The sequence below is a fragment of the Dyella sp. M7H15-1 genome (assembly GCF_004114615.1).
Classification (GTDB): Bacteria; Pseudomonadota; Gammaproteobacteria; order Xanthomonadales; family Rhodanobacteraceae; genus Dyella_B.
In genome coordinates, this window is record NZ_CP035300.1 from 1,554,143 (window position 1) to 1,579,328 (window position 25,186).

Annotated in this window: 24 protein-coding genes, 2 pseudogenes and 1 riboswitch; of the genes and pseudogenes, 16 read left to right on the forward strand and 10 right to left on the reverse strand. The window is 60.8% G+C overall.

The features are described from left to right. Positions 1-12: 12 nt before the first annotated feature. The 10 genes from EO087_RS07310 to ribD form a co-directional block, all read right to left on the reverse strand. Positions 13-984 (reverse strand): aldo/keto reductase, encoded by a 972-nt coding sequence (locus tag EO087_RS07310; RefSeq protein ID WP_128898292.1) that lies wholly within the window; start codon positions 982-984, stop codon positions 13-15. A 61-nt stretch (positions 985-1,045) separates the two neighbouring features. After that, positions 1,046-1,543, reverse strand: coding sequence for a phosphatidylglycerophosphatase A (locus EO087_RS07315; protein ID WP_128898293.1), 498 nt, complete (start codon positions 1,541-1,543; stop codon positions 1,046-1,048). After that, positions 1,540-2,499, reverse strand: a complete 960-nt coding sequence (thiL, locus tag EO087_RS07320) for a thiamine-phosphate kinase (protein ID WP_128898294.1) — start codon at positions 2,497-2,499, stop codon at positions 1,540-1,542. Before thiL ends, EO087_RS07315 begins: the two co-directional genes overlap by 4 nt. Before the next feature lie 111 nt (positions 2,500-2,610). Continuing rightward, positions 2,611-3,057: a transcription antitermination factor NusB gene (gene nusB / locus EO087_RS07325; RefSeq protein WP_128898295.1), complete on the reverse strand. Its 447-nt coding sequence runs from the start codon at positions 3,055-3,057 to the stop codon at positions 2,611-2,613. Further along, positions 3,054-3,518: a 6,7-dimethyl-8-ribityllumazine synthase gene (gene ribE / locus EO087_RS07330; RefSeq protein WP_128898296.1), complete on the reverse strand. Its 465-nt coding sequence runs from the start codon at positions 3,516-3,518 to the stop codon at positions 3,054-3,056. Before ribE ends, nusB begins: the two co-directional genes overlap by 4 nt. Positions 3,519-3,565: 47 nt before the next feature. Further along, on the reverse strand, positions 3,566-4,549 hold the full coding sequence (gene ldcA / locus EO087_RS07335; RefSeq protein WP_128898297.1) for a muramoyltetrapeptide carboxypeptidase: 984 nt from the start codon (positions 4,547-4,549) through the stop codon (positions 3,566-3,568). Between the two features lie 64 nt (positions 4,550-4,613). After that, positions 4,614-6,851, reverse strand: a complete 2,238-nt coding sequence (locus EO087_RS07340) for a glycoside hydrolase family 3 C-terminal domain-containing protein (RefSeq protein ID WP_128898298.1) — start codon at positions 6,849-6,851, stop codon at positions 4,614-4,616. Positions 6,852-6,933: 82 nt separating this feature from the next. Next, on the reverse strand, positions 6,934-8,028 hold the full coding sequence (gene ribBA, locus EO087_RS07345) for a bifunctional 3,4-dihydroxy-2-butanone-4-phosphate synthase/GTP cyclohydrolase II (protein ID WP_128898299.1): 1,095 nt from the start codon (positions 8,026-8,028) through the stop codon (positions 6,934-6,936). A gap of 10 nt (positions 8,029-8,038) precedes the next feature. After that, a complete protein-coding gene (locus tag EO087_RS07350; protein WP_128898300.1) occupies positions 8,039-8,680 on the reverse strand; it encodes a riboflavin synthase in 642 nt (213 codons plus the stop codon). Between the two features lie 126 nt (positions 8,681-8,806). After that, positions 8,807-9,033: riboswitch (FMN riboswitch) on the reverse strand. 77 nt (positions 9,034-9,110) lie between these two features. Continuing rightward, the gene (ribD, locus tag EO087_RS07355; RefSeq protein ID WP_128899847.1) at positions 9,111-10,175 is read right to left on the reverse strand and encodes a bifunctional diaminohydroxyphosphoribosylaminopyrimidine deaminase/5-amino-6-(5-phosphoribosylamino)uracil reductase RibD; all 1,065 of its coding nucleotides are present in this window, start codon (positions 10,173-10,175) and stop codon (positions 9,111-9,113) included. Between the two features lie 272 nt (positions 10,176-10,447). Here ribD and cysK point away from each other — a divergent pair, with 272 nt between their 5' ends. From cysK to EO087_RS07430, 16 genes and pseudogenes are all read left to right on the forward strand, one after another. Beyond that, a complete protein-coding gene (gene cysK, locus EO087_RS07360; protein WP_240669159.1) occupies positions 10,448-11,434 on the forward strand; it encodes a cysteine synthase A in 987 nt (328 codons plus the stop codon). A gap of 133 nt (positions 11,435-11,567) precedes the next feature. Further along, positions 11,568-11,795, forward strand: coding sequence for a contractile injection system protein, VgrG/Pvc8 family (locus EO087_RS07365; RefSeq protein WP_128898302.1), 228 nt, complete (start codon positions 11,568-11,570; stop codon positions 11,793-11,795). Further along, the gene (locus EO087_RS07370) at positions 11,776-12,033 is read left to right on the forward strand and encodes a hypothetical protein (RefSeq protein WP_128898303.1); all 258 of its coding nucleotides are present in this window, start codon (positions 11,776-11,778) and stop codon (positions 12,031-12,033) included. Before EO087_RS07365 ends, EO087_RS07370 begins: the two co-directional genes overlap by 20 nt. Before the next feature lie 180 nt (positions 12,034-12,213). Next, a pseudogene (locus EO087_RS16710) lies at positions 12,214-13,879 on the forward strand (type VI secretion system Vgr family protein); the annotation flags it as partial. Between the two features lie 36 nt (positions 13,880-13,915). Then, on the forward strand, positions 13,916-14,536 hold the full coding sequence (locus EO087_RS16715) for a DUF2345 domain-containing protein (protein WP_343133212.1): 621 nt from the start codon (positions 13,916-13,918) through the stop codon (positions 14,534-14,536). Between the two features lie 9 nt (positions 14,537-14,545). Further along, entirely contained in the window at positions 14,546-15,388 is an 843-nt protein-coding gene (locus EO087_RS07380; RefSeq protein ID WP_128898045.1) for a DUF4123 domain-containing protein, read from the forward strand. Positions 15,389-15,857: 469 nt separating this feature from the next. Next, positions 15,858-16,292 carry a DUF3304 domain-containing protein gene (locus EO087_RS07385; RefSeq protein WP_128898304.1) on the forward strand — a complete coding sequence of 145 codons (435 nt, stop codon included), beginning with the start codon at positions 15,858-15,860 and terminating at the stop codon, positions 16,290-16,292. Positions 16,293-16,355: 63 nt separating this feature from the next. Then, entirely contained in the window at positions 16,356-16,793 is a 438-nt protein-coding gene (locus EO087_RS07390) for a DUF3304 domain-containing protein (protein ID WP_240669160.1), read from the forward strand. Positions 16,794-16,856: 63 nt separating this feature from the next. Beyond that, the gene (locus tag EO087_RS07395; RefSeq protein ID WP_128898305.1) at positions 16,857-17,294 is read left to right on the forward strand and encodes a DUF3304 domain-containing protein; all 438 of its coding nucleotides are present in this window, start codon (positions 16,857-16,859) and stop codon (positions 17,292-17,294) included. Between the two features lie 29 nt (positions 17,295-17,323). Next, entirely contained in the window at positions 17,324-19,081 is a 1,758-nt protein-coding gene (locus tag EO087_RS07400) for a DUF2235 domain-containing protein (RefSeq protein ID WP_128898306.1), read from the forward strand. A 26-nt stretch (positions 19,082-19,107) separates the two neighbouring features. Continuing rightward, positions 19,108-19,359 carry a PAAR domain-containing protein gene (locus tag EO087_RS07405; protein ID WP_128898050.1) on the forward strand — a complete coding sequence of 84 codons (252 nt, stop codon included), beginning with the start codon at positions 19,108-19,110 and terminating at the stop codon, positions 19,357-19,359. A gap of 9 nt (positions 19,360-19,368) precedes the next feature. Beyond that, a complete protein-coding gene (locus tag EO087_RS07410) occupies positions 19,369-20,604 on the forward strand; it encodes a hypothetical protein (protein ID WP_128898051.1) in 1,236 nt (411 codons plus the stop codon). Positions 20,605-21,497: 893 nt separating this feature from the next. Further along, positions 21,498-22,712: pseudogene (locus EO087_RS16925) on the forward strand (ImcF-related family protein); the annotation flags it as partial. 127 nt (positions 22,713-22,839) lie between these two features. Continuing rightward, positions 22,840-23,721 (forward strand): type VI secretion IcmF C-terminal domain-containing protein, encoded by an 882-nt coding sequence (locus EO087_RS16930; RefSeq protein WP_343133213.1) that lies wholly within the window; start codon positions 22,840-22,842, stop codon positions 23,719-23,721. Further along, the gene (tssJ, locus tag EO087_RS07425; protein ID WP_128898309.1) at positions 23,718-24,239 is read left to right on the forward strand and encodes a type VI secretion system lipoprotein TssJ; all 522 of its coding nucleotides are present in this window, start codon (positions 23,718-23,720) and stop codon (positions 24,237-24,239) included. The genes EO087_RS16930 and tssJ overlap by 4 nt, the downstream gene beginning before the upstream one ends. After that, positions 24,236-25,156 (forward strand): hypothetical protein, encoded by a 921-nt coding sequence (locus EO087_RS07430; RefSeq protein WP_128898310.1) that lies wholly within the window; start codon positions 24,236-24,238, stop codon positions 25,154-25,156. Before tssJ ends, EO087_RS07430 begins: the two co-directional genes overlap by 4 nt. Positions 25,157-25,186 lie beyond the last annotated feature (30 nt).

Below are 25,186 nucleotides of genomic sequence, written 5' to 3' on the forward strand. Positions count from 1 at the left end.
GCGCAAAGGAGGCTATAACGCCAATGTATGTTCGATACGTTCTTTCAACGCCAGATCAAATTTTGGCAGCAACTCCAGGACGCCCAGGTTCTGCTCCAATTGATCTTTCCGGCTCGCGCCCAGAATGACGGTGGAAACGTTCGGATTGGCCAGACACCACGCAATCGCCAATTGCGCGGGCGTGGCGCCCCATTCGGCAGCCATGGCGGGCAACCGTTTCGCCTTCTCCACGCGCTCGCCGCTTTCGCCCAACACCATGTCACGCAGCCACTCATAACCTGGCTGTGTAAGGCGAGATCCCTGCGGCACGCCCTGGCTGTATTTGCCACTCAACAAGCCTGACGCCAGCGGCGACCAGATGGTGGTGCCCATGCCGTAGGCGGCATACAACGGCGCATATTCCTGCTCCACGCGCTCGCGATGTAGCAGGTTGTATTGCGGCTGCTCGACCACCGGCGCATACATGTGCATGGCTTGAGCGATGCGGTGCGCTTCATGGATTGCGGTGGCCGGCCATTCGCTGGTACCCCAGTACAGCACCTTGCCCTGGCGAATCAGGGTATCCATCGCCGCCACGGTTTCCTCGATCGGCGTTTCCAGATCGGGGCGGTGGCAAAGGTAAAGATCCAGATGCCCCACACGCAAACGTTCCAATGCCTGGTGACAGGCTTCGATCACGTGTTTGCGCGACAGACCGCGCTGGGTCGGCCGCGGGTTTTCCGCAGCACCGAAATACACCTTGCTCGACACGCAATAGCTGTCGCGAGGGAAACGCAGATCGGCCAGCACATCGCCCATCAGGCGCTCCGCTTCACCGTGGTTGTAGGTCTCGGCGTTATCGAAAAAGTTGATGCCGTTGTCCCACGCCATCGCCATCAGGTCGCGCGCTTCGGAGCGCCCCACTTGACGGCCGAAGGTAACCCACGCACCAAAAGACAGCGCGGACAGTTGCAAGCCGGTACGGCCAAGACGACGGTATTGCATGGGAATCTCCTGTATGGCGTAAGGGCTGTTATTCCACCGTGAAGTCAACGATCAGGATTGTTCAGACCAGACGAAGTATCGCCCACAACACGATCGCGGCAAAAATGCCCGCGATCACATCATCAATCATCACACCCAGCCCACCTTTCACATAACGGTCCAGCCAGCGGATCGGCCAAGGTTTCCACACATCGAACAGGCGAAATAGCGCAAAGCCGGTAACGATCGCCCACCACGGCGCAAGCAATGCGGGCAGCAATGCAATCCACTGGCCGATGAATTCATCCCAGACCAGGCTGCGGTGATCGTCCACACCGAGCGCACGGCCGGCGACATCGCATGCCCATACGCCTATCACGAAGCCCGCCACGATCACCAGCAAATTGATCGGCAGCGAGCACTGACGCAACAGCAGCCAAGGCAGGATCGATGCGAGCGAACCAAAGGTGCCCTGTGCTACCGGCGTGAGCCCCGAGCCGAAACCACAGGCTAACCAGCCCGCAGGTGTGGCGAGCAGCGCGCGGCGTTGCGCTTCAGTGAGTGTCTTGTGTTCGTTCATGCGCCGAAATGATCCCAGCCGTGGTGTTGCGGTTCCAGCCATTGTCCGTGTTCATCGCGCACGCGCACCCCTTGGCCATTCACCATGCGGCCGATGCGGGTGGCGCCACAACCGAGCCGCGCAAGATCGGCCTGCACGATCGCGACATGTTGCGTCGGTACGGTAAAGCACAGCTCGTAATCGTCACCGCCGCTCAAAGCGAAATGGCGCGAGGTGGTATCGTCGAAAAGATCGAGCAAGGCGGATGAGCGCGGTAACAGGGAGACATCCATCTCCGCACCCAGCTCGCTCGCCGCGCAGATATGACCGAGATCGGCGAGCAGCCCATCAGAAACATCAATACAGGCATGGGCATGCCCGCGCAGCGCGAGGCCGGCAGCGACGCGCGGCGTCGGGCGATTGAGGCGATCGATCAGATACGTCGAGCAGGCATCTTCGTGGCCGCCCTGCTGCACCAGCGCCAGACCCGCCGCCGCATCGCCCAGCGTTCCCGTGACGAAGATGGCATCACCAAGCTGCGCACTGCTGCGCATGAGCGCTTTGCCCGGCGGCACGAAACCATGCGCCGCAACGCTGAGTGTGAGCGCGCCACGTGTCGTGTCACCACCGACGAGGGCAAGCCGGTACAACTGTGCGAGTTCGGCGAAGCCGGTGGCCAGATCATCGATAAAGGCCGGCTCCGCATTTGGCAGCGTCAACGCCAGCAGCGCCCACGCCGGTGTCGCACCCATCGCGGCAAGGTCGGAAAGATTGACAGCCAGAGCTTTCCAGCCGATATCCGCGGCAGAGGTACCTCGCGGGAAGTGCACGCCTTCGACCATCGTGTCGATGGCGACCACCAGTTCCTGTCCTGCGGGGACGGCGAGCAATGCAGCGTCATCACCAATGCCCAGGCACACGTCGTCGCGCCCTTGGGCGGTGCGCTGACGGATGCGGTCGATGAGGGAAAATTCCATATGCGCCTTTACTCCCTCTCCCCTAAGGCGGATACGCGCCCACCCTTTGAAGCTGGTCAATGACGGCGGCACAAGATTGAACCTTTTTGCCACGCACAAGCCCGAAACGAATCATTCACCCTTCTCGGTAGGGCGAGCCTGCGCTGCCAACTTGTCCAGTACCCCATTGACGTAGCTATGCCCGTGGTCCGCACCGAAACGCTTGGTGACTTCAATCGCCTCGTTGATGATCACGCGGTACGGCACGTCCGGACGAAACTTCAGCTCGTACGCAGCCAGGCGCAGCACTGCACGTTCAATGGGATCGACCTGGCCGACATCGCGATCGATGTACGGCTTGAGCGCCTCATCGACCGCCTCCACGTGCCTTTCCACACCGCGCAGCAGATCCTCGAAATAGTCCAGGTCGGCCACTTCCATATCCTGCTCGTGGCGGAACTGATCGATCACCGAGGTCATCGAGCTGCCGCTCATCTGCCACGCGTACAGCGCCTGCAGCGCACGTCGGCGTGCACGCGAGCGCGCGGCAAGATCGATGCCTTCGGGACGCGAATTCATGACAGCTTTCCGTACAGATTGACCATCTCCAGCACGGCGATGGCCGCATCGGCGCCTTTGTTACCAGCCTTGGTGCCAGAGCGCTCAATGGCTTGTTCGATGGTGTCGGTGGTGAGCACGCCGAAGGCCACCGGCACACCCGAACCCAAGGCGGCCTGGGTCAGCGCCTTGGTGCATTCGCCCGCCACGAAATCGAAATGCGGGGTGGCGCCACGAATCACCGCGCCCAATGCGATCACCGCCGTGTATTTGCCGGAGTTTGCCAGCTTGTGTGCGGCTAACCCGATTTCCCAGGCGCCCGGCACACGGATCAAGTCGATCGCATCATCACTCACGCCATGGCGCACCAGCGCATCACGCGCACCAGCCACCAGCGGCTCGACCACAAAACCGTTGAAACGGCCGGCGACGATGGCAAAACGGCCCTTGGGCGTGGCGAAATCGCCTTCGATGATCTTCATGCTGCGAGATTCCTTTGGGACGGACGGAGCCGTGCGAGCCAGCTATTTTACGGATTTGAGGAAGAGACTGCTTGGAGCACGCTCATGGAAGGTTCGTGGATGTGCCGCAGGTGGGGATAACCGTGGAAATCCAGGCTGACCCGCTGCCCGACCACGCGCAGCCGCGCCGGCACGCCGAATGGCAGGGTGAACTTATCCGGCTCGTGGCCGAATGGCATGCCGGAAAGCACGGGGATGCCGACCATGCGGCGGATCTGGGCAAAGCCGTCGGCCAAGTCGTAACCATTGTCATAGGCGACTGGTCGGCACTGAGTGAAGTTGGCCAGGATCAGGGCCCGCTGCCGCCCCAATACACCGGACAGGTGGAGCTGATACAGCAAACGCTCGATGCGGAACGGCGGTTCGCCCACATCCTCTACAAACAGGATGCCGCCCTCGATGCGCGGGAAATACGGCGTTTGCAGCAGACTGCACAGCATGGCGAGGTTGCCGCCCCAAAGCGGCCCTTCCACCGAGAACTCGCCAACCTCACTGCAATCCCAACTCGCATTGCCCCGCGGCACACTGATGGTGCGCCAGAAATGCCGCCAGGTGAGCGGACTCAGTTCCTTCGCGCCAAAATCCGGCCCTAGCATCGGACCACCGAAACTGACCAGACCTGATCGGGCATACAAAGCCATCTGCAAGGCGGTGAAATCACTATGGCCGACCATCACCATCGGCTGCCCGGCCAAGCGCTCGCGCAGGGCGTCGTAATGCAGGTGTTCCAGCAGGCGCGTGGCGCCATAGCCGCCGCGGATGGAGAGCGCGACATCCGGCAGGGTATCCAGTGTGGCCAGCGTATTGATGTCCGCCACACGCTGCATATCGCTACCGGCATAACGCAGCTCGCTGCGTTCCAGCACTTCCACGCTGTCTACGACGCATCCGGCGTCGCGCAAACGCACCACGCCACGTGCCATCGCATCGCGGTCGTGCGGATAACCGGAGGGGGCAATCAGGCGAACGCTACAAGAAGAACGAGCTTGCATGATTTTCCTGTTTCATCATTAGAAATATGTGCAAAATTTGCACCTATTGGTTCATCTAGAATGATCAAGGCGCGATAGTTGCCGCGGTTACATTCGCCTTGCCATTCAACTCAAAATCCCGCGACGAATGCCCGATATGGATGGGATAGCTGCCCGCCGCCACCTGCCACTGGTGACCCTGCACATCGAAGGTGGCGAGCAGGCGTGGATCGATAGTGGCGGTGACTGCGTGGCTTTGCCCCGGTTGCAGCGGCACCTTCTCGAATCCGGCCAGGCGACGGGGCGCTTCGCCGCTGTCCGCCAGCATGCCGACATAGACCTGCGGCGTATCCATGCCGGCACGGCTACCCAGATTGGTGACCTTGAAACTCACCGTGACATGGTCGCCGTCACTGCTCACATGCAAATCGCTGTAGCCGAATTTGCTGTACGACAGACCAAAGCCGAACGGGAACAACGGCTGCAACTTCTTCAAGTCGTACCACTTGTAGCCGACTGACGCACCATCGATGTTGTAGTCAACGCTCTGCGCGTTGGTGATGACCGGACGCGGCAATTGCTGTTCGTTCTGTGGGAAGGTGACCGGCAAGCGGCCCGATGGATTTACCTTGCCGGCTAGCACATTGGCAATCGCCTCGCCGCCACGCGCACCGGGATACCACGCTTCCACCACCACGCTGACTTTCGACAGCCACGGCATCTTCACCGGCCCACCGTTTTCCAGCACTACCACGCTATGCGGGTTGGCGGCGGCCACGGCATCGATCAGGCCGTCCTGCTTGTCAGGCAAGGCAAGGTCCGGCTGATCGATGCCTTCGCAGGTCCACTGAGTGGCGAACACTATGGCGAGGTCTGAAGACTTGGCCAGCGCGGCCGCCTTGGCGGAATCGCTACCATCGTCATACACCATCTTTGCGTTTGGCAGCAGCTTCTGCAGTGCCTTCATCGGCGAAGAAGGGTCGTAGACCTTCCACTGCCAGTCCGGCCCCTTTACAGCCGGAATCGCCGGCCCGCCGATCGGCCACACCTGTGCCGAACCGCCGCCCGACAACACGCCTACATCCGCATGACCACCAATGAGGGCGATCGTTTTGATACCTACCTGAAGCGGCAATTGTGCCTGGTCGTTTTTCAGCAACACGATGGCCTGTTCGGCCGCATGCTGCGATACCCGTGCATCCGCTTCCACATCCAACGGCTTGATCACTGGCGGATGCTCGAACAGGCCCACGGCATACATCGAACGCAGGATACGATGCACCATATCCTGCAAACGGCTGCGCGGAACCGTGCCCTTTGCCATGGCCTGCAGCAGCGGCTCTCCGAAACTGTTGAAGCGGGTACCGAGGCTCAAGCCGCTGACGGGATCAATGCCGGAGACCTGATCGACGCCGGCCATGGCATCCATCGCGCCGTGATCGCTGCCCCAATCCGTCATCACCCAGCCGGGATACTTCCAGTCACCCTTGAGAATGTCATTCAACAGGTGACTATTGGAGCAATCCCATACGCCATTGACCTTGTTGTAACCACACATCACCGAACCAGGATGGCCGTCTTCGATGGCCAGCTCAAAGGCAAGCAGATCCGATTCGCGCATCGCACGCTCGTCGATGTCGGAACTGACCGTGGTGCGATGAGTCTCTTGATCGTTCAGCGCATAGTGTTTGATGGTCGAGATGACGTGCTGCGATTGGATGCCACGCATCTCGCCCCCATCGATGCGGGAAGCCAGCAGCGGATCTTCGCCGAGGTATTCGAACGTGCGGCCGCTGCGCGGCTCGCGCGTCAGGTTGATGCCACCCGCCAGTAGCACGTTGATACCTTGCGCATGCGCTTCTCCGGCAATCATGCGGCCGCCGTCATAGGCAATCTGCGGATTCCAGGTGGCGGCCAGGCCCAGCGTGGAGGGCAGCGGCGTGGTGTTGCCTTGCTCGCCACGCACATGATTCGGCTGGCCATTCTTCTTGAGGTCGGTAGGGTAATTTTGTACTCCGATGCCAGCGTCGTTTTCTTGCAGCGCGGGGACGGCCAGCTTCGTCAGCGCGGGCACATAGCCCGCGGTACCGATGCTGTCCGGCATCTTTTGTCCGCCCATGGTGTTGTAGGTCTGCACCAGCTGATGCATGTCTTGCAGCGACATGCGCTTGACGAGCTGATCCGCACGTTGATCAGGACTGAGCGACGACGATGCCGCCGTGGACTGTTGCGCGAAAGCGCTGGAAACACACACCAGTGTGAGCACCGACAAACCTATCGCGCGGATGGGCACGCAACCGCACGGCAGATCCTTGATCTTCATCCCGACCTCGCTTCAGCCGAACCATCGGGGGCAGAGTAACGGGAATCGCGAAGGGGGAATAGTTAAGGCAACGCTGAAGCGCTTACTCCGCGTGCTCCACCACCTCCAGCCCGAAACCCGCCAAACCTACCATCTTGCGCGGGGTGCCCAGCACACGCAGGCGATGCACGCCCAGATCAGTGAGGATCTGCGCACCAAGACCATGCTGGCGCCACTCCTGTTGCTGCACTTCCTCGGGGGCCTGCTGTGCCGGCTGCCGACTGAGACGACGCAGCAGTGCATCCGGCGTATCTTCGCCGGACAACACCAGCAGCACGCCACGCCCCTCATCGGCGATGCGGCGGAGTGCCGACGTCACGGTCATGCCAAGATCATCACGCTGCAAGTGCAACACATCGGACAGCGTGTTGCGCACATGCACGCGCGAAAGCACCGGGGCGCCATCGTCCACCTGCCCTCGCACCAAGGCAAAATGCAGACCGTGTCGAATGGCATCGCGATAGGCCACCAGGCGGAACGGACCGAACTCGGTCTGCACGCTTTCTTCGTAGACGCGCTTGACCGTCTTCTCCGTTTCCAGGCGATAACGGATCAGGTCGGCGATCGAACCCATCTTCAGCCCGTGCTTTTGGGCGAACATTTCCAATTCGGGGCGGCGCGCCATCGAGCCATCTTCGTGCAGCACTTCGATCAACACCGCGGCGGGCTCCAATCCCGCCAGCGCGGCCAGATCGCAACCGGCTTCGGTATGGCCCGCGCGCGTAAGCACGCCGCCCGGCTGCGCAGTGAGCGGAAAGATGTGGCCCGGCTGCGACAAGTCCTGCGGTTTCGCATCCGTTTTCACCGCCACCTGGATGGTGTGGGCGCGATCGTGCGCGGAAATACCCGTGGTAACGCCTTCGGCAGCTTCAATCGAAACGGTGAAGTTGGTGTGATATGGCGAGGTGTTATCGCTCACCATCGGGCGCAGGCCAAGCTGGCGCGTGCGCTGTTCAGTCAGCGTGAGGCAAACCAGGCCACGCGCCTCGCGCACCATGAAGTTGATGTCCTCGGGCCGCACCATCTGTGCGGCCATGATCAGATCGCCTTCGTTCTCGCGATCTTCGTCGTCGAGGATCACCACCAGGCGGCCAGCGCGGATGTCTTCGAGGATTTCGGGGATGGTATTGAATGCCATGGTCTGATCCTTACGCGAAGCCGTGCTGCTTCAAAAATGTTTCATCGATACGCGAAGCCTCTTGGCCTGTAATCAACCGCTCGACGTAACGCGCCACGACGTCCACCTCGATATTCACCGCATCACCAGCCCGGCGCGTGTAGAAAGTCGTATGTTCCACCGTGTGCGGAATGAGGTTCACGCCGAAGCGGTTGCCGTTGACTTCGTTGACGGTAAGGCTGGTGCCGTCGATGCAGATCGAACCCTTGGATGCGATATAGCGGGCAAGCTGGGTGGGCACTTCGAAGGTCCAGCGCTGCGAGCGGCTGTCCGGTGTCACGGACACCACCTTGCCGACGCCGTCGACATGACCAGACACGAGGTGTCCGCCAAGGCGATCGGCCAAACGCAAGGCTTTTTCCAGATTCACCGGATCGCCGGCCTTGTGCTTGCCCAGTGTCGTCAGCGACAGGGTTTCATTGGATACGTCGGCAGCAAAACCATGCGTCGCCAGCGTTACCGCCGTAAGGCACACGCCGGAAACGGCAATGCTGTCGCCCGATTGCACATCGGAAAGATCCAAACCCGCCGTATCGACATGCAGGCGCACATCGCCACCGCGTGGCTCAAGCCGCACGATGCGGCCCATGCTTTGAACAATACCGGTAAACATCAGCGCACCTCCGCAAGGAAGGTGGGCAAAACATAGCAAAAATGAATAAGCATGAACGTTCTCCACGCAAAGTCAGTGGGAACGCCCCAAGGCATGAGGCACACGCATCGCTTACGCGATGCATGCCGCCGTCTTCTTTCATCCGGACTGTGCGCCGCAGCGGCGAACCGCTGCCACGTAAACCGTCGGCTCCGGCATTTGACCGGATCTGCTGACCTTCTGCCGTATTGGAAAGTCCGCACGAGAATGCGCAGACTCTTGCGAGGAACTCGCATACGGCAAAAGCGCTCGCGGGCTCAAGTCTTGCGACCTCTACCGCCGGTGGGGAATTCCACCCCGCCCTGAAGACGTTGGTTGTAGGCCGGACAAGCCGGCTGGCGAAATTTAGCACCGAACTAGACCCTTCGGGAAGGTCAGCATCAACTTCGCGCTATGACGTAGCGGCACGCAGTTGCAGGCGCCAGTCATGACCAACCTGGCGCTGATCGATGCAACGCAGCGACCAGCACTTGGTCATGTCGGTCAGTGTCGGCAGATGCAGCAGCGGACGGGCGCCGTCACCCAGCATAAGCGGCGCGACATACAGCAGCAGCTCGTCCGCCAGCCCCTCGGCAAACAACGCGCCGCAAAGCGTCGGGCCGGCCTCGACATGCAATTCGCTGCAACCGCGCTGGACCAACAGGGCAAGCACCGCATGCAGGTCGAGGGCGGCATCGCGTTCGGCCATAACAACGCGCTCGACTTGGTCGAAACGGTTATCTGTGACTTTTGCCGCCGCGGCATGCATCACCAAGGTTGGCGTTTGGCCATCCAGCACATGGCTGCCTACCGGTGTGCGCAGGTGCCGGTCCAACACTACACGCAACGGTGGTGTGAACGATTCTTGCCGAAGACGAACCGTCAAGCGGGGATTGTCTGCCAGCACGGTGCCGCTACCGGTGAGAACGACCGAACTGCGCGCACGCCATCGCTGCACATCAGCACGCGCAGCTTCACCGGTAATCCATCTCGATTCACCATCGGCCAGCGCGGTACGGCCATCCAAACTCATCGCCAGCTTGACCCGCACCCATGGCCGGCGCCGCTCGATACGACTGAAAAAACCGATGTTGAGCTCGCGTGCTGCCTCGTGCAGCAAACCTGTTTCAACAGCAATACCGGCAGCGCGCAGCCTTTCGACGCCGCGGCCGTCCACTTGCGGAAACGGATCTTCGGCGGCGATCACCACCCGTGCGACACCCGCGGCAACCAGTGCATCGACACATGGCGGCGTACGGCCGTGGTGGGCGCAAGGTTCCAGCGTCACGTATGCCGTCGCACCACGCGCCGGCTCGCCCGCTTCGCGCAAGGCGAAGATCTCGGCGTGCGGCTGGCCGGCACGCTCGTGCCAACCCTGCCCCAACACCCGCCCGTCTTGCGCGATGACACAGCCGACCCGAGGATTGGGCTGCGTGGTGTAAAGGCCACGTTCGGCCAGGCGCAGGGCTTGTGCCATGTGCGTTACATCATCGGCGGTAAAGATCATGGAAACGTCTAAATAACCCTATGCATGATCGTCAGTGTGCGCGAACACGCGGCGTTTGTCGCGCCGCCACTAGCAGGAGTAGCCTTGATAATTTCAGGCTGGCGTGACGTTTCAGGAAGCCGCAAACGCGCTCGTCATCCCAGTGAAAGCTGGGATCCAGTGACTTTCTACCCCAAAGGCGCTGGACCCCGTTTTCTCTGGGGTGACGACAAGGCGAACAGAAATCCCACGCCAGCCCATCCATGTCACGCCATCCGGCCAGGGAAACAGTCATGATTTACGAGAACATTCTAGACACCATCGGCAATACGCCCATCGTCCGCCTGCATCGCGTGGCACCGGCCCACGTCACGTTGTATACCAAGATAGAAGCGTTCAATCCCGGCGGTTCGGTCAAGGATCGTCTCGCCATTGCGGTGATCCTCGACGCGGAAAGGAAGGGTCTGTTGAAGCCCGGCGACACGGTCGTCGAAGCGACTTCCGGCAATACCGGCATCGCGCTGGCGATGGTCTGCGCCGCACGCGGCTACAAGTTCGTGGCAACCATGAGCGAAACCTTCTCGGTGGAACGGCGCAAATTGATGCGCGCCTATGGCGCCAAGGTGATTGTCACGCCTGCTACTGAGCGCGGCAGCGGCATGGTCCAGCGTGCGGAAGCACTGGCGGCTAAACACGGCTGGTTCCTGCCTCGGCAGTTCCAGAACCCGGCCAATCCGGCTTATCACCGCAACACCACGGCGGCGGAGATCCTGCGTGATTTCGCCGGCAAGCGACTCGACGCCTTCGTGACCGGCTGGGGCACCGGCGGCACGCTAACGGGTGTGGGCGAAGTACTCAAAGTCGCCCGCCCCGAAGTGAAGATCGTGGTTTCCGAACCTGCCGGCGCATCGCTGCTTGGCGATCAGCCGTGGCAGCCACACAAGATCCAGGGCTGGACACCGGACTTCGTGCCGGAAGTGCTCAACCGCCAAATCTTCGATATCGATCTGCCAGTGGATGACGTGCTGGCTCGTGACACATCGCGCCGCCTGGCGAAAGAAGAAGGCATTTTTGTCGGCATTTCCGCCGGTGCAACCGTGGCCGCCGCACTGAAGTATGCGGAAACGGCCGAGAAAGGCAGCGTGATCCTGGCGATGTTGCCCGATACCGGCGAACGCTATCTGTCCACCTTTCTGTTTGAAGGCGTGGATGAAGGATCGGATGATGGGTGGTTGGAGAGTCTGGGCTAAGTGCCCGGCTCTTGCATTGGCGTCATACCCGCGAAAGCGGGCATCCACTTTCACGTCAGGATCGATGAATCATAAGGCGTACGCGTAGCAACGCAACAACGCCAAGGACACCCAACGGACCTGTCACCGTCGCATGGGCGAGCCGTGGCACATCATCGTCGAGCTTACGCATCCCGATGCGCTTTCGCGCAAGGACTATCTTGGCAAGGATGCCACCTTCACGCTGGCGCCGGCGGGTGACGAGCCGCATACGTTCCACGGCTGCATCACCACCTTCAGTAAGCTCAAGACCACCAAGAATGTCTGCTCCTATCGCTTCGTGATCAAGGCGCACGTCATGGATGTTGACACTCACCGCTGAACAATTCGTCCTACTCTCGCTACCCGATCCGCCCGAGTTCGCGCCCGCCCTCGCCACTGAAGTCCGCCGAGACTTTCCCACATCGGTTGCAGCCATGGATGACACCGCGCTTATTCGCTACGTCTCGCGTTCGAACCGCATCAACTACGACTATCAGCTTTATATCGCCAACCTGCATGCCTCGCGGATCGTCACTCGGCTGATAGCCCATGGCGCCGCGCACGCGGAGGGTCGGTGAACGCGCAACGGCGCATGGCCGCCATCCTTCGTCACACCCCGGATAACCACCACAGCCATAGCGATGTATGCCTACGCATCGAGCCTGGCTTCGACGACATACCCTGACATGCCAAGCGGCTAACGTCGTGCCCTGCCCGCGCGCTAGCGCGCCGGTCAAGCATTCCGCAGGGAGTCATCAATGCACGACCCGAACGATATCGTGGCGGCCATCGCGCCGCCGCTCCATCAGCGCTACTTCGTCGACGTCACCGGCTTTGCGCGCAACGAAGCGTCGTCCGTGCGCGAGTTCGAAGTACACGAACAGCTCGGCCATTACTACCGCATCACGCTCACGCATCCCGAGGCGCTCACGCGCGCGGAGATGGTCGGCAAGGATGCGAGCTTCCGCATGCTGTCCGCCGACGGCACGCCGCGCCGCTTCGCCGGTTGCATCACCGCCTTCAGTCAACTGCGGCGCAGCCAGGACGAATACACCTATCGCATCGTGATCGAACCGCACGTCGCGCGCCTGCGTCTCACGCGCGCCAGCCGCATCTTCCAGCATCAGACCGCGCCGCAGATCATCGAGGCGATCCTGCGCCGTCACGGCTTCAAGGGGCACCAGTTCATCTTCAAGCTGCGCCGCAAGTACCCGGAATATACTTTTAGATTTCAGTATCAGTGCAGCGACGCATGTTTCATGAAAATACTCATGGAACAGGAAGGCTTATTTTCCTACGTCGAAGAAGGCGAACACGGGGATCTTCTCGTGCTCGGGGACGACATCGACCATTATATACCTCCCCACGCTGACCCTGCCTTTCCGTGAACCCGCTGGCCTGAATGCCGGCGGTGACGCCATCCTTGCACTCGAAACGCACGCGCGAACCGTGCCGCAGTCGTTCCGGGTGGCCGACTATAACCCGGATCTGGCGTGGGAGCGTATCCAGGCCGAAGCCAATGTCGCGAGTAAGGACACCACGACTTACGGCCAGCCGTATATCTACGGCACCGGTCATCTGGATCAGAAACAAGCCCAATGGGAAGCACAACTGCGCCACGAAGCCGCCATCAGCGGGCAGGTGCGCTATCAGGGCGAGACCACCCATCCCGGCCTGCGCTGCGCGCGCATCACCCACACCACCGAGCCTTTGCCCGATGCACCGAACGGCATGGTGATCACCGAGGTGATCCACCGCGGCGCGCGCGACCAGGCGTATCGCAACAGCTTCAAAGCGATACCGGCCGACCGGCGCTTCCGCCTGCCGCTCGACGAGGCGTCGTGGCCGAAGATCCACGGCACGCTATCCGCGCGCGTCACCTCGCCGAGCAAATACAAGTACGCCTACCTGACCAAGGCCGGCTACTACGTGGTGCGCTTCGATCTGGATTTCGATGCCTGGAATCCCGGTGGCGAAAGCGTGCCGTTGCGTCTTGCCAAACCCTTCGCCGGCAAGCGGCAGACCGGCATGCACTTCCCCGCGCTGGATGGCGACGAAGCCGTCATCGAGTTCCGCGACGGCGACCCGAACAAGCCCTATATCGCCGCCTTCCACCACCACAGCCAAGCCGTCGACCTGATCACCACCCAGGACCGCTGGCTGTCGCGCAACGTGATCCGCACGCAAAGCGACAACAAGCTGCAGATGGAAGACTGGAAGGACCAGGAGCACGTCAAGTTCAGCACGCAGCATTCGGGCAAGAGCCAACTCACGCTTGGCCATATGGTCAACGGCAACCGCGAGAAGCGCGGTGAGGGCTTTGAGCTGCGCACGTCGGCGCACGGCGCCGTGCGAGCGGGCCGTGGTTTGTTCGTTTCGTCCAACGACCGCCCCAACGCAAAGGGCAAGCAGCTCGATATGCGCGAAGCGTTGGAGCAGCTCAGCGCCGCGCAGTCGCAGATGGAACAGTTGGCGCAAACCGCCCAATCCGCCCAAGCCGATGCCGCCGATGCCAAGGCCATGAACGAGGTGCTGCAGAAGCAGATCAAGGACCTGCAGCAGGCGGTCATGCTGCTTTCCGCGAGTTCCTCCATCGCCCTCACCACGCCCGAAACCATCCAGCACAGCGCCGGGCGCAACCTCACGTTTACTGCGGGCGAAAACGCCGACATGGGTGTGCTGCGCAAATTCACGGTCGCCGCAGGCGAGAAGATCAGTCTGTTCGCGCAGACGCTCGGGATGAAACTCTTTGCCAACCAGGGCAAGGTGGAAATTCAAGCCCAGGGTGACGACATGGCGCTCGCCGCGCTCAAGGATCTCACCATCACCAGCACCAATGGTCGACTGGTGCTTGCCGCGTCCAAGGAAGTGTGGATCGGCGCTGGCGGCTCGTATATCCGCATCAACGGCAATCGCATCGAGAACGTGTCGCCCGGTGACATCCTGGAGAAGTGCGCGCTCTGGGACACCGTCGAACCGGCGTCCGAAAACATACCGCTGCCGCAATTCCCCCGAACCACTTGCAAGAGCTGCCTGATCGACGCCATGCGTCAAGGTGCTCCCGGCGTGTTCATCAGCTAGGTGCCTGCCATGTTCCGCTACATCCTTTTCGATTCCTGCCAGCATCCACGGTTTCATCAGAAATTGCAGCAAAGAAACATCTTGTATGGCTCACTGTTCGAGGGGCACGCCGAGGAATCACTCCCGGAAATAGCGCCACTACTGATCGACGTCACGGTCGAAAGCGAAGCGACCCAGAAGGTCATTGACGAGACGACTCGAATCGGCCAACTGAAACCGTGCGTCAGCGTGCTCGAATCAACGCTGCCGTTGTTCTTGTTGACCGACCATTTCGCTCAATTCCATCTGATTGAAAGACCAGATGGGCAATCCATGCTCATGCGATGGTATGACACGCGAATATTGCCCGTCTGGCTGGACGCTCTAACCGCGGAACAGCGCATGTTCTTCACACGCGGCATCGCGCAGTGGACAAGCATCGATCGGTTTGGCGACGAACAGAGACACCCTATCGCTGAGAGCGACATCGAAACGGCAAAACGCGCGAGCCTCCCTTTGCAACTTGACGCATCGCAAGCTGAGCGTTTGCAAACCGCATCAGAACCCGACGCACTGATCTACGAGCTGCGCAAAACCATCGCCAAGCAAATCGATAGCATTCCGCATCGCGTGCTCTATCCGTTTATACACACGCACTGGCAGATGGCACGACAGCATGGCCTGTGCGATCGACACGCGCAGACGCTATGGCTCACGCTGGCGCTGCGTACCTCTGGCAAGTTTGTGGAGCACCCCACGGTCGCAGAGCGATTTGCGTCGCCGTCTTCGCAACCCGAGCAACCGTTTGCGGACTGGTTCAATACGTTGCCGGACGACCTATGGGAGCTCGGCAAGCCTTTGTGGGAGCAGTGAATCCATGCCTCAGTCCCACCATCCAAGCCCAGAGCAACGTCCCGCAAATCATCGCGCTACGTCCTCAAAACGAAAAAAGCAGACCCACCGTGTGCGGAGCTTTTTCATATTCGTCAGCTCAACCTTCGCCAGCGGCTACCTGCTGCTCATATTGACCGCCATGTACTCATGGCTTACCGAAGGCGACAAATCATGCGGTGGCTACTTTTGCATATCACTCTCGGAACTCATCGCCGTCCTATCCTCCTTCCTTCTCGCTCCCTTGATCGGCGCTTGGATAACCGTCCAATTCAATGCGTGGATGCATTGTCGCGCGCACCGGGTCATGTCGGAGGAAGAACGACGATTTATGGAGCTTCCGTAATTTAAATACCCGGACTTAGATGCCCGCACAATCATGACGTAAATCCGCGTCCTATTCGATAACGCCGTTGATCATCCATAACATCCAAGGCAGTCAGGAGACTCGATGAAAAACTTCAAGAAACTTGGGCTTGGTTTCATGCTTGCGCTGCTGAGCATGATGCTTTCCAGTTGTTATACCAGTAATGACAGGATGGGACTCGATGTCGTTGGTTATAACCATACCGATCGCGATATTGGCTGGTTCACCGTCGGCAATGGCGGGGGCGGCATTCTAGGTAAACACAAAGGAGGCGGAGGTTTCGTTTGCTGCATTTCCATTCCAAGAAAATACAAGCCTGGCATGACCGTCACCGTTCGCTGGGGCGGAGTCGACAGGGAAACGCAGGAACGTGTTGTTGAAGTCGCTCCCTACATCCCCGAAGACGGCGGAATGCTCGCTGTCCACTTTCTTCGCAACGGCGATATCAAAATATTTGTCACCATGTATTACCTCGAGCACCCCAATTACACACTCAAGGGCGACGAAGCCAAGATGTAAATGCATGTCTTATTCAATAACGCCGTTGATCATCCATAACACCCAAGGCGGTCAGGAGACTCGATGAAAAACTTCAAGAAACTTGGGCTTGGTTTCATGCTTGCGCTGCTGAGCATGATGCTTTCCAGTTGTTATGCCAGTAATGACAGGATGGGACTCGATGTCGTCGGTTATAACCATACTGATCGCGATATTGGCTGGTTCTCCGTCGGCAACGGTGGAGGAGGATACCTCGGCAAACACGAAGGAGGCGGAGGTTTCGTTTGCTGCATTTCCATTCCAAGAAAATACAAGCCCGGCATGACCATCACCGTTCGCTGGGGTGGAGTCGATAGGGAAACACAGGAACAAGTCGTGGAAGTCCCACCCTATACCTCAAAGGATACGGGTGTATTCGCCGTCCACTTTTTGCGAAATGGCAGCGTCAAAGTATTCGCCACCGACCTCGTCTTTTTAAGCAATCCTGATTACCCGATCAAGGGCGACGAAGCCAAGATGTAAATGCATGTCTTATTCGATAACGCCGTTAATCATCCATAACACCCAAGGCAGTCAGGAGACTCGATGAAAAACTTCAAGAAACTTGGGCTTGGTTTCATGCTTGCGCTGCTGAGCATGATGCTTTCCAGTTGCTATAACAGAAACGAAAGCATCGGACTCGATGTCGTCGGTTATAACCATACCGATCGCGATATTGGCTGGTTCACCGTCGGCAATGGCGGGGGCGGCATTCTAGGGAAACACAAAGGGGGAGGAGGTTTCGTTTGCTGCATTTCAATTCCAAGAAAATACAAACCTGGCATGACTGTTACTGTGCGATGGGGAGGAGTCGAAAGAGAAACGCAGGAGCAAGTCGTGGAAATCCCGCCCTATACCTCAAAGGATACGGGTGTATTCGCCGTCCACTTTTTGCGAAATGGCAGCGTCAAAGTATTCGCCACCGACCTCGTCATTTTAAGCAATCCTGATTATCCGCTTAAAGGCGAAGAAGCCAAGCTGTGACACCCCTAAAGCAAAAGAAGGAACGTTCCGTGTCAAACAAGCTAGTGATTCCCAATCCAATGCCCACTGATGGCTATCGCACACTCTCTCCACGAGAAATGGCACAAAGACAGAGCGCCTTGACCTGTATTCGGAGCAAAGAGTCTGCGCAATGCCAAGGCCAGGTTTACGCCACGGTGTTCTTTGACGGTACCGGCAACAATATGGATTGGAAGGAACCCGGCACGCTGGGCAAACAGGAAGAACTAGACAAGCACAGCAACGTCGCTAGACTGTTCAACGCCCGGCTTGATGAGCCTCAGAACGGTTTTTTTTCATATTACATACCCGGCGTAGGAACGCCTTTCAAGCAAATCGGCGACGTGGATGGTGGCGATATCGCGCTTGGTCGGCGCAAGCTCGGCGAGACCGCTGGCTACATGGGCGCAGACCGCATCAACTGGGGCATCACACGCATTTTCAATGCAATGCATGCACGTGCCACTGATGGCCATGCGCTGTTCACCGACGCCATGGCTAAAACCGTTGCCAACAATATGAGCTCGGCGATAGGCGCCATCGGCTTCGAGAATAGCTACCGCCGAAGGGTATTGCGCAAGTGGGAAGAAAAGCTCTCCGCCGTCGTCAAAGGAAGTCAGCGCAAAATCACGCAGATCAACGTCGCGGTGTTCGGCTTTTCGCGCGGGGCCGCGGAGGCAAGGGTTTTCGCCAATTGGTTGAGCGAGCTTTTGCAGCAAGACGATGGCGGATACGCGTTAGCAGGCGTACCGCTACGCATCTATTTCATGGGCCTGTTTGATACCGTCGCCTCCGTTGGCGGTTCTGACGCCATCCCGGGCGTTGAAGGCCACCTGGCATGGGCGGATGGCAATATGCGCATCCCTCCCACCGTGGAGCAGTGTGTGCACTACATCGCGTTGCACGAGCAGCGCGCCTCGTTCCCGCTGGAAACGGCTGCAATCGTACGACAGGTGGTCTATCCCGGCATGCATTCTGACGTGGGTGGCGGTTATTTGCCCACTGAGCAAGGCAAGCTTTCGCAGCTATCCCAAATCCCTCTGAACGACATGCACTTCGAGGCATTCAAGGCTGGCGTCCCCTTACTGTCCAGGGAAGAGATCGAGGGCAATCCTGACTACAAAAAGGACTTCTTCATACCGCCAGACCTTATCAAAGCCTATAACGCATTCTGGCAAGACTGTGACATCGGAAACGCCTCCGGCACAGAAGTCACCCGCGATTTTGTGCACCGACACACGCATCAGTACCTGCAATGGCGCGGTGGCCTGTTCGAGCGTTGGCAAGCGCTCAAAACCCGGGCGTTCTATCAACGGGCCAATGCCAAGGACAAAGCCGACCTGGACGCCAGCCAGAATGACCTCGCGCAACAGATTGCGGCAATACGCGGGCGTCTACGCGTAACCGGCGAAGGAACCCATGACGTTCTCGGCCATACGCCCATCGTGCTCATAGGCCGTCTGTTCTATGACGATCCGTTTCAGCCGGTGGACGCAACCACCCGCACGTTGCTCGCGGTCATGGATAGTCGCGTGGACCTGCCCGATGCCGTCCGCCGATTCCTGGACGACTACGTCCACGATTCACGTGCGGGGTTTAACGACATTCCAAAGTTCCGCCTGGAACCGTATCGGCTTACGGGTGGTTACCTCCGCTACCGAAACATTTTCCAGAACGAGCGCGAAACCGGAAAAACGGCATCCGCCGAGACGTCGCTTCCTGCTTCTGGTGCGGCACCCGCGTCAGACGCACGCAGGGAATTGGCCTAACGCATGGCGAGGGAGCAGCAAACATCATGAGCAAGTTCATTCGACTCGGCGACAGCACCGACCACGGCGGCAAGGTTATCAGCGCCTCGAACACGATGCGCATCCGCGGGCGTTTCGTCGCGCGTAAAGGGGATGAGGTGTGGTGCCCCAAGCACCCCGATGTCCGCCCTAACCGCATCACCGAAGGCGACTCCAAAACGACCGATGGCGGCATTCCCGTGGCACGCGAAGGGCATCGTGCAACGTGCGGCTGCCAACTTATTTCCAGCCTCCACTGACATCGATTTATGCCTGTAGAACTGCCAACCCCACAGTGGGACACCACGCCCCCCACACTTCCCAGACCCTTCGTGTGGCTGGGCTTGTTCGTTGCCATCATGCTGGCGGGTGTCATCTTGGCCCTGCTGACATGGCCCAAAGGCGAACCCACCGACACGGCCTGGTTCTGGATGCGTCTGCTCGCGTTCCCGGCACTCGCGTGGTGCCTGCTCTTTGGTTTGCGATGGCTCTATCACGAGCAGGAAAGCGCGCGCCTGCAAGCCGCGGACGACGTGCTGGCTGCCGACCGCGCCAAGGCACTTCTGTTCGCTCGGGAGCCACTGGCGGTGCTTAACGCGAGCTACCTCTGCGCGATAGGTCCGGGCGAAGCCGCAACGCAAATCGTCGATGGCGAAAGCAAGCTCGAATCCCGCGACTCGTTTTCCGACGGCACCTCGGTACGGCACACCGCGCTTGACGTCGAAGGTTTTAACCAGGAAGAACGTTTTCAGTCGTGCTTCACGGCGTTGATACGCCAACTCGCGACCTCCTTGACCGAGATTCCTCGTCGCGTGCCGCTTGCTGTCTATCTGCAACTTCCTGCAGACGCGCCGCACGAGCAAATATTCGCGCTCTGGCAATACTGCTGGGATGCCGCAGGATATCGTTCCGTAGAAACAACCCTGCTCCACGAGGAGCAGGGCATCATGGCGCTCGACGAATGGCTGGATATTCGTGGCGGCCCCGAACTCGAAAAAATTGCACTGTTCATTGCCGTGCAATTGCATGAAATGCCTAGCGCCAACAGCGCTGAAGCGGCGGTCGCATTGCTGCTGGGCTGGGCGCCACTCGTCGAACGAAAAGCACTCCCGTCGCTTGCACTGCTTCATCGCCCGGTGGAAGACAGCAAAGACAACGTGAACGAGACGATTTCGCGAGCACTCCTGTGGGGCAACGCAGAAGCAGCGAACGTCGAGCACCTCTGGCAGGCCGGCTTGACGCACGCAGACGCATCGTCATTGATGCAAGCGTCCTCCGACCTGTCACTGGGTCTTTCGTCCAAGCAAGCCGCGGACGGAATACATGATATCGATGCCGCCATCGGCGATGCAGGCGTTGTCGCCGCTTGGCTTGCCATGGCGCTTGCCATCGAACACGTATCGCAGACACACATGCCGCAACTTGTCGCGAGTCGGCAAAACACACTACGCGCGACGGTCGTTCAACCCGTCGCAACACATCAGGAATCAGGACTGCAGGGATGAATACTCGAAGATTGTCAGGCTTCTGGATGGTCGTGCTCACGATGACGGTCGGCGCCGCCATCACGGCATGGTACCAAGGTGCCGCATTGCACCCGTCCTCGGTTGTCCGCGTGCTGGTCGTGCTACTGATCGGCGCCTCCGCACTGTTGGCACACGGTCTTCTCATGGGCGCATGGCATTGGGTCGCACGACAGCATTGGGTCGCACGACAGGCGCCGCATCGCGACGAAGAGCGCTACACACGCGATGGCACCGCGCGAGTTGGCGCCCCACATGCGTCCACTGCTCCCATCCTCGCGCGACTGTGGCGAGACGAACTGGCTCTCGCGCTCCGGGAACGGCACGGCCTGCGCTGGCGCTATCGCCAACCCTGGCTACTGCTCACCGGCAACGACAAAACCATCGCACGTCTGCTGCCCGAGCTCGCCGAGCACGGTCACTTGATCACCGACGAGGCCGTGCTGCTGTGGCACGCCAACGACGACAACGGCCAACCCAACGACGCCTGGCTGCAACAGCTCTATCGCCTGCGTCGCCGTCGCCCGGTGGATGGTCTCGTGCTGGTGGTCAACGGTGTCGAAGACACGCTCGCGCCGACACGCGGCACCCCCGGCATCCACTTGGCCCGTGTCGCGCAAAGCTTGCATTGGTCAGCACCGGTCTACGTGCTCGATGCCGCCCAGGTCGATGAGGTGAACGACGGCACCACGCCGATCGCCGGTTGCGAATTCCCCCAAGGCCGCGTTGCGCCGTCGATGGACACCGAAGTGCGGACGCTGCGCGATCAGCTCGCCCATCTCGGCGTGCATCGCCTGGGCGCCAATCCGCGCGATATCTATATCGCTAAGCTGTCCGAACGCCTCGATGGGCGCGCCGCGCCCTTGTCAGCCTGGATGGCCAGCCTCGTGGCGCGCCGCTTGCCGGTGCGCGGCGTGTTTTTCACGCCGTTCCCCGCGAAGTCCGTCGAAAGCGGCGCCGCCTCGGGCACCGTCCTTCCTGCACTGTGGTCGCACCTTGGCGATCTGACCCGCCGCGATCGCGGCCGCCGCATCGGCTGGCATCCGATCACCGTGTGGTCGGTCATCGCACTGGCCCTGGTCGGCATTGGCACCGTCGGCACGCTGGTCTCGGCCTTCGCCAATGCGCATGAGCTTCAACGCTCGCAGGCCGTCGTGCGGTCACTCGATCAGGGCGATGACGCCACGCGCGTTCGCGCCTTGCTGGCCTTGCAACAACGCATCGGTGTGTATGAAGCACGCGTGCGACGCCGCGCCCCCGGCGTGCACGGCTTCGGCCTCAACCGCAACCGAGTCACGCTCGACACGCTCTGGATGCGTTATGCCGACGCCAGCCGCGCGTTGCTCACGATTCCCGTGCAGCGCAGTCTCGAAGCATCGCTCGCCGCCCTCGGCAAGGTGCGCGCCGATGCCTTGCAGGATCGCGACGCGCAGCAGCGCGACTACAACGTGCTGAAGACGTACTTGATGCTGGCCGATCCGGCGCACACCGATCCCGACTTCCTCGCGACACAACTCGCCACCGTCTGGCCGGTCATCCCGCGCATGCCGCCCGGCGAATGGCAGGACACCTCACAGCGTCTGGCCCGCTTTTTCGCGCAGCACCTGCACGCACACCCCGATTGGCGTATCCAGCCGTCGGCGCCGCTGATTGCCACGGCACGCTCGACGCTGGTCAATCAGATCGGTCTGGCGAACGCGGACGACACGGTCTACCAGTCGATCCTCGATGGCGTGCGCGGCAAGTATGCCGACCTGTCGTTGCCGGCATTGCTCAACGGCACGGATGCGCAAGGGCTGTTCGGGACGAGCGCGAGCGTGCCGGGCGTGTATTCCCGCGCCGCCTGGGACGGCATGATCGCCGCGGCGATCGACCAGGCGGGCGAACGCCAGGTGGAAAGCGATGGGGTGTTGACCGACGGCAAGACCATCGCCTTGCCCGAGCACGATGCGCAGCGGGCCGGCGATCTGAAGCAACGCCTGACCGCACGCTACTTCGCCGAGTACGCCGCCGCGTGGCAACGCCTGCTCAATAGCCTGCATTGGCAGCCGGCGACGAACCTCAGCGTGGCCGTCGATCAACTCACGCGGCTGACCGATGCGCAGACCTCGCCGCTGATCGCCCTGATGAAGTCCGTGCAGCATCAGGCCCAGGCGGGGCGTCCTTCGCAGGCGCTTGGCGACACGCTGGTGCGTCGTGCGCAGAGTCTGCTCGCAAGTGCGCGAACAGGCGGCCTTGACCGCCGCGAGTCTGGGTTCCGCCTGGGCGGGTTTCGGCGATGCGCTGTTCCTGCGTCCGCTCGACGGCGCGTGGCAAACGATTCTGCAACCGGCCGCCGCCAGCCTCAACGAGCTCTGGCGCGCCAGCATCGCGGCGCCGTTCAACAGTGCGTTCGATGGCCGCTATCCGTTTTACGACACGAACGCCGACGCCTCGTTCGCGGAACTCGGCCGTTACGTGCGTCCCACCAGCGGCTTGATCAACCGCTTCCTCACCGTCGAACTGGCCGGTGTGCTCGCCCAGCAAGGGGATATGTGGGCGCCCAACGGGCTGGCGCCGCAAACGCTGGCGTTCGACCCGGCCTTCCTTAAAGCCATCCAGCAGATGTCGCTACTCGGCACGCGCTTGTATCCGTCCGGCGACGCCAGTTATCGCTTCGAGATCATGCCGCAGCCCACGCCCAACGTGACGCGCTCGGAGCTGACCATCGACAAGCATGCCGTCGTCTACTTCAACCAGCAGGAAACCTGGACGCCGATCGCCTGGCCCGGCGACGGCTTGAACGGCCATGCGGCGCTCACCTGGCAAACGCTCGATGCCGGCGTGCGGCAAGTCTTCGATGCCACCGGCGATTGGGCGTGGCTGCGCCTGCTCGCCACGGCCGAGGTCAAACCGCTCGACAGCACCCGCTATGAACTCACCTGGACGCACCCCGACGCCGAATCGCTGCGCTATGTCCTGCGCACGCAGGTGGGCGCGGGGCCGCTGGATCTGTTGGCACTGCGCGGCTTCACACTGCCCGAGCGGATTTTTATCGTCGGCAAGAACGGCGCGTCGCCCGTCATGCATCCCCTGCCGCCGGAGCTGCGTTCGCCATGAAGCCTTTCTTTCTCACGATAGCCGTGTTGCTCGCGCTGACGGCGCTACTGCTGACCGGCTGCGGTGCATGGCAAACCACCAAGGACACGTCCACCGACGTCAGCCGCGCGATCTTCGTCGCCAAGGTCAAGCAGATGCATCTGGTGATCGAGGGTCGCGCCGAACTCAACCGCGACGAGCGTGGCGCGTCGCTGCCGGTGGCGATGCGCGTCTATCAACTGAAGGATGCCAAGGCGTTCGAGCAGGCGACTTACGCGCAGTTGTTGCACGATGCCGACCGCGTGCTCAAGGCGGACGCGTTGAGCCACACGGACATCGTGCTGGCACCCCAAGCCACGATCACGCTCAACACACCCATGGCCGACAACGCGCAGTACGTGGGCGTGGTGGCGTTTTTTCGCGATCCGTCGCACGCCGCATGGCGGCTCGTCATGCCCAAAGCGCAGTGGAAGAAGACCGATCCGGTCACGCTCAGCGTGATCGGTAACACGCTGGAACGGGAGGGTGATGCGCCATGAGCACGCGCTTACCCCGCGGTCGCGCCGTTCGCTCATCCGTCCACATCGATTACTTGGCTCGCTTGCAGCAGTTGGCCGCCGAGGCCGGCGTGACCTGCCTGGAAAGCCGCTGGCGGGGCTCCGATGTCAAACATCGCTTCCGCTGTCCGCAGGGACACACCTGGCAGCGCCTTCCCTGCAACGTGAAAAAGACCGCGCGTTGTCCGCATTGCGATCTCAAGCTGGAAGACCGGCAACATCGCCTGATGCCCGATGGTCTGTCTCGCCTGCAACAGGCCGCGGCCCGTCACGGTGGCGTGTGCCTGGCCGAGCAATTCGAGGGCGTTCATCACCGCCATCGCTTTCAGTGCGCGCACGGACACGTCTGGGAAGCCCTTGGACACAACATCCTCAAGGACCGATGGTGCCCGCGCTGCAAGGGATCGCGGGCGCGCGAGAGCAAGCGATTGCCCGACGGCCTGGCGAAACTTCAGGCCGCGGCGCAGGCGTACGGCGGCCGCTGTCTGAGCACGACCTACGTCAACATCAAGACCCGCTACCGCTTCGTGTGCGCCAAAGGCCACCCCGTGGAGGCCACGGCCGAGGCCATCCTCCTTCGTGGCCGGTGGTGCCGGCCGTGCGGCTACACCCGCAAGCGGTACCAACTGGAAGACGCCCAGAAAGCCGCGCGTGATCGGGGCGGACAATGCCTGTCCGACAGCTACCGTAACTCGTCAACCCGGATGCATTGGCTCTGTCATCGCGGTCATAGCTGGCACGCACCCTTCGCGACTATCTGCCAAGGCCACTGGTGCGCGCAGTGCGCCCACCTCGCCAAGATCCGCTCGCGCCGCTCCAAGGCTCGCATCCGCTACCAGGTCGCTGGTGACATCACCCGCGCGCCGGATGAGATCAAGGACAGCAGCTCTCCATGCTGACGCATCGGCCCAAGGCAACACTGAATAAGT

What these genes read in the sequence shown, in the direction of transcription:
- EO087_RS07310 (WP_128898292.1), bottom strand. Translation starts at nt 984, where the DNA reads ATGCAATACCGTCGTCTTGGCCGTACCGGCTTGCAACTGTCCGCGCTG.
- EO087_RS07315 (WP_128898293.1), bottom strand. Translation starts at nt 1,543, where the DNA reads ATGAACGAACACAAGACACTCACTGAAGCGCAACGCCGCGCGCTGCTC.
- thiL (WP_128898294.1), bottom strand. Translation starts at nt 2,499, where the DNA reads ATGGAATTTTCCCTCATCGACCGCATCCGTCAGCGCACCGCCCAAGGG.
- nusB (WP_128898295.1), bottom strand. Translation starts at nt 3,057, where the DNA reads ATGAATTCGCGTCCCGAAGGCATCGATCTTGCCGCGCGCTCGCGTGCA.
- ribE (WP_128898296.1), bottom strand. Translation starts at nt 3,518, where the DNA reads ATGAAGATCATCGAAGGCGATTTCGCCACGCCCAAGGGCCGTTTTGCC.
- ldcA (WP_128898297.1), bottom strand. Translation starts at nt 4,549, where the DNA reads ATGCAAGCTCGTTCTTCTTGTAGCGTTCGCCTGATTGCCCCCTCCGGT.
- EO087_RS07340 (WP_128898298.1), bottom strand. Translation starts at nt 6,851, where the DNA reads ATGAAGATCAAGGATCTGCCGTGCGGTTGCGTGCCCATCCGCGCGATA.
- ribBA (WP_128898299.1), bottom strand. Translation starts at nt 8,028, where the DNA reads ATGGCATTCAATACCATCCCCGAAATCCTCGAAGACATCCGCGCTGGC.
- EO087_RS07350 (WP_128898300.1), bottom strand. Translation starts at nt 8,680, where the DNA reads ATGTTTACCGGTATTGTTCAAAGCATGGGCCGCATCGTGCGGCTTGAG.
- ribD (WP_128899847.1), bottom strand. Translation starts at nt 10,175, where the DNA reads ATGGCACAAGCCCTGCGCCTGGCCGAACGTGGCCTTTACACCACGCAG.
- cysK (WP_240669159.1), top strand. Translation starts at nt 10,448, where the DNA reads ATGTCACGCCATCCGGCCAGGGAAACAGTCATGATTTACGAGAACATT.
- EO087_RS07365 (WP_128898302.1), top strand. Translation starts at nt 11,568, where the DNA reads ATGGGCGAGCCGTGGCACATCATCGTCGAGCTTACGCATCCCGATGCG.
- EO087_RS07370 (WP_128898303.1), top strand. Translation starts at nt 11,776, where the DNA reads ATGTTGACACTCACCGCTGAACAATTCGTCCTACTCTCGCTACCCGAT.
- EO087_RS16715 (WP_343133212.1), top strand. Translation starts at nt 13,916, where the DNA reads ATGGAACAGTTGGCGCAAACCGCCCAATCCGCCCAAGCCGATGCCGCC.
- EO087_RS07380 (WP_128898045.1), top strand. Translation starts at nt 14,546, where the DNA reads ATGTTCCGCTACATCCTTTTCGATTCCTGCCAGCATCCACGGTTTCAT.
- EO087_RS07385 (WP_128898304.1), top strand. Translation starts at nt 15,858, where the DNA reads ATGAAAAACTTCAAGAAACTTGGGCTTGGTTTCATGCTTGCGCTGCTG.
- EO087_RS07390 (WP_240669160.1), top strand. Translation starts at nt 16,356, where the DNA reads ATGAAAAACTTCAAGAAACTTGGGCTTGGTTTCATGCTTGCGCTGCTG.
- EO087_RS07395 (WP_128898305.1), top strand. Translation starts at nt 16,857, where the DNA reads ATGAAAAACTTCAAGAAACTTGGGCTTGGTTTCATGCTTGCGCTGCTG.
- EO087_RS07405 (WP_128898050.1), top strand. Translation starts at nt 19,108, where the DNA reads ATGAGCAAGTTCATTCGACTCGGCGACAGCACCGACCACGGCGGCAAG.
- EO087_RS07410 (WP_128898051.1), top strand. Translation starts at nt 19,369, where the DNA reads ATGCCTGTAGAACTGCCAACCCCACAGTGGGACACCACGCCCCCCACA.
- tssJ (WP_128898309.1), top strand. Translation starts at nt 23,718, where the DNA reads ATGAAGCCTTTCTTTCTCACGATAGCCGTGTTGCTCGCGCTGACGGCG.
- EO087_RS07430 (WP_128898310.1), top strand. Translation starts at nt 24,236, where the DNA reads ATGAGCACGCGCTTACCCCGCGGTCGCGCCGTTCGCTCATCCGTCCAC.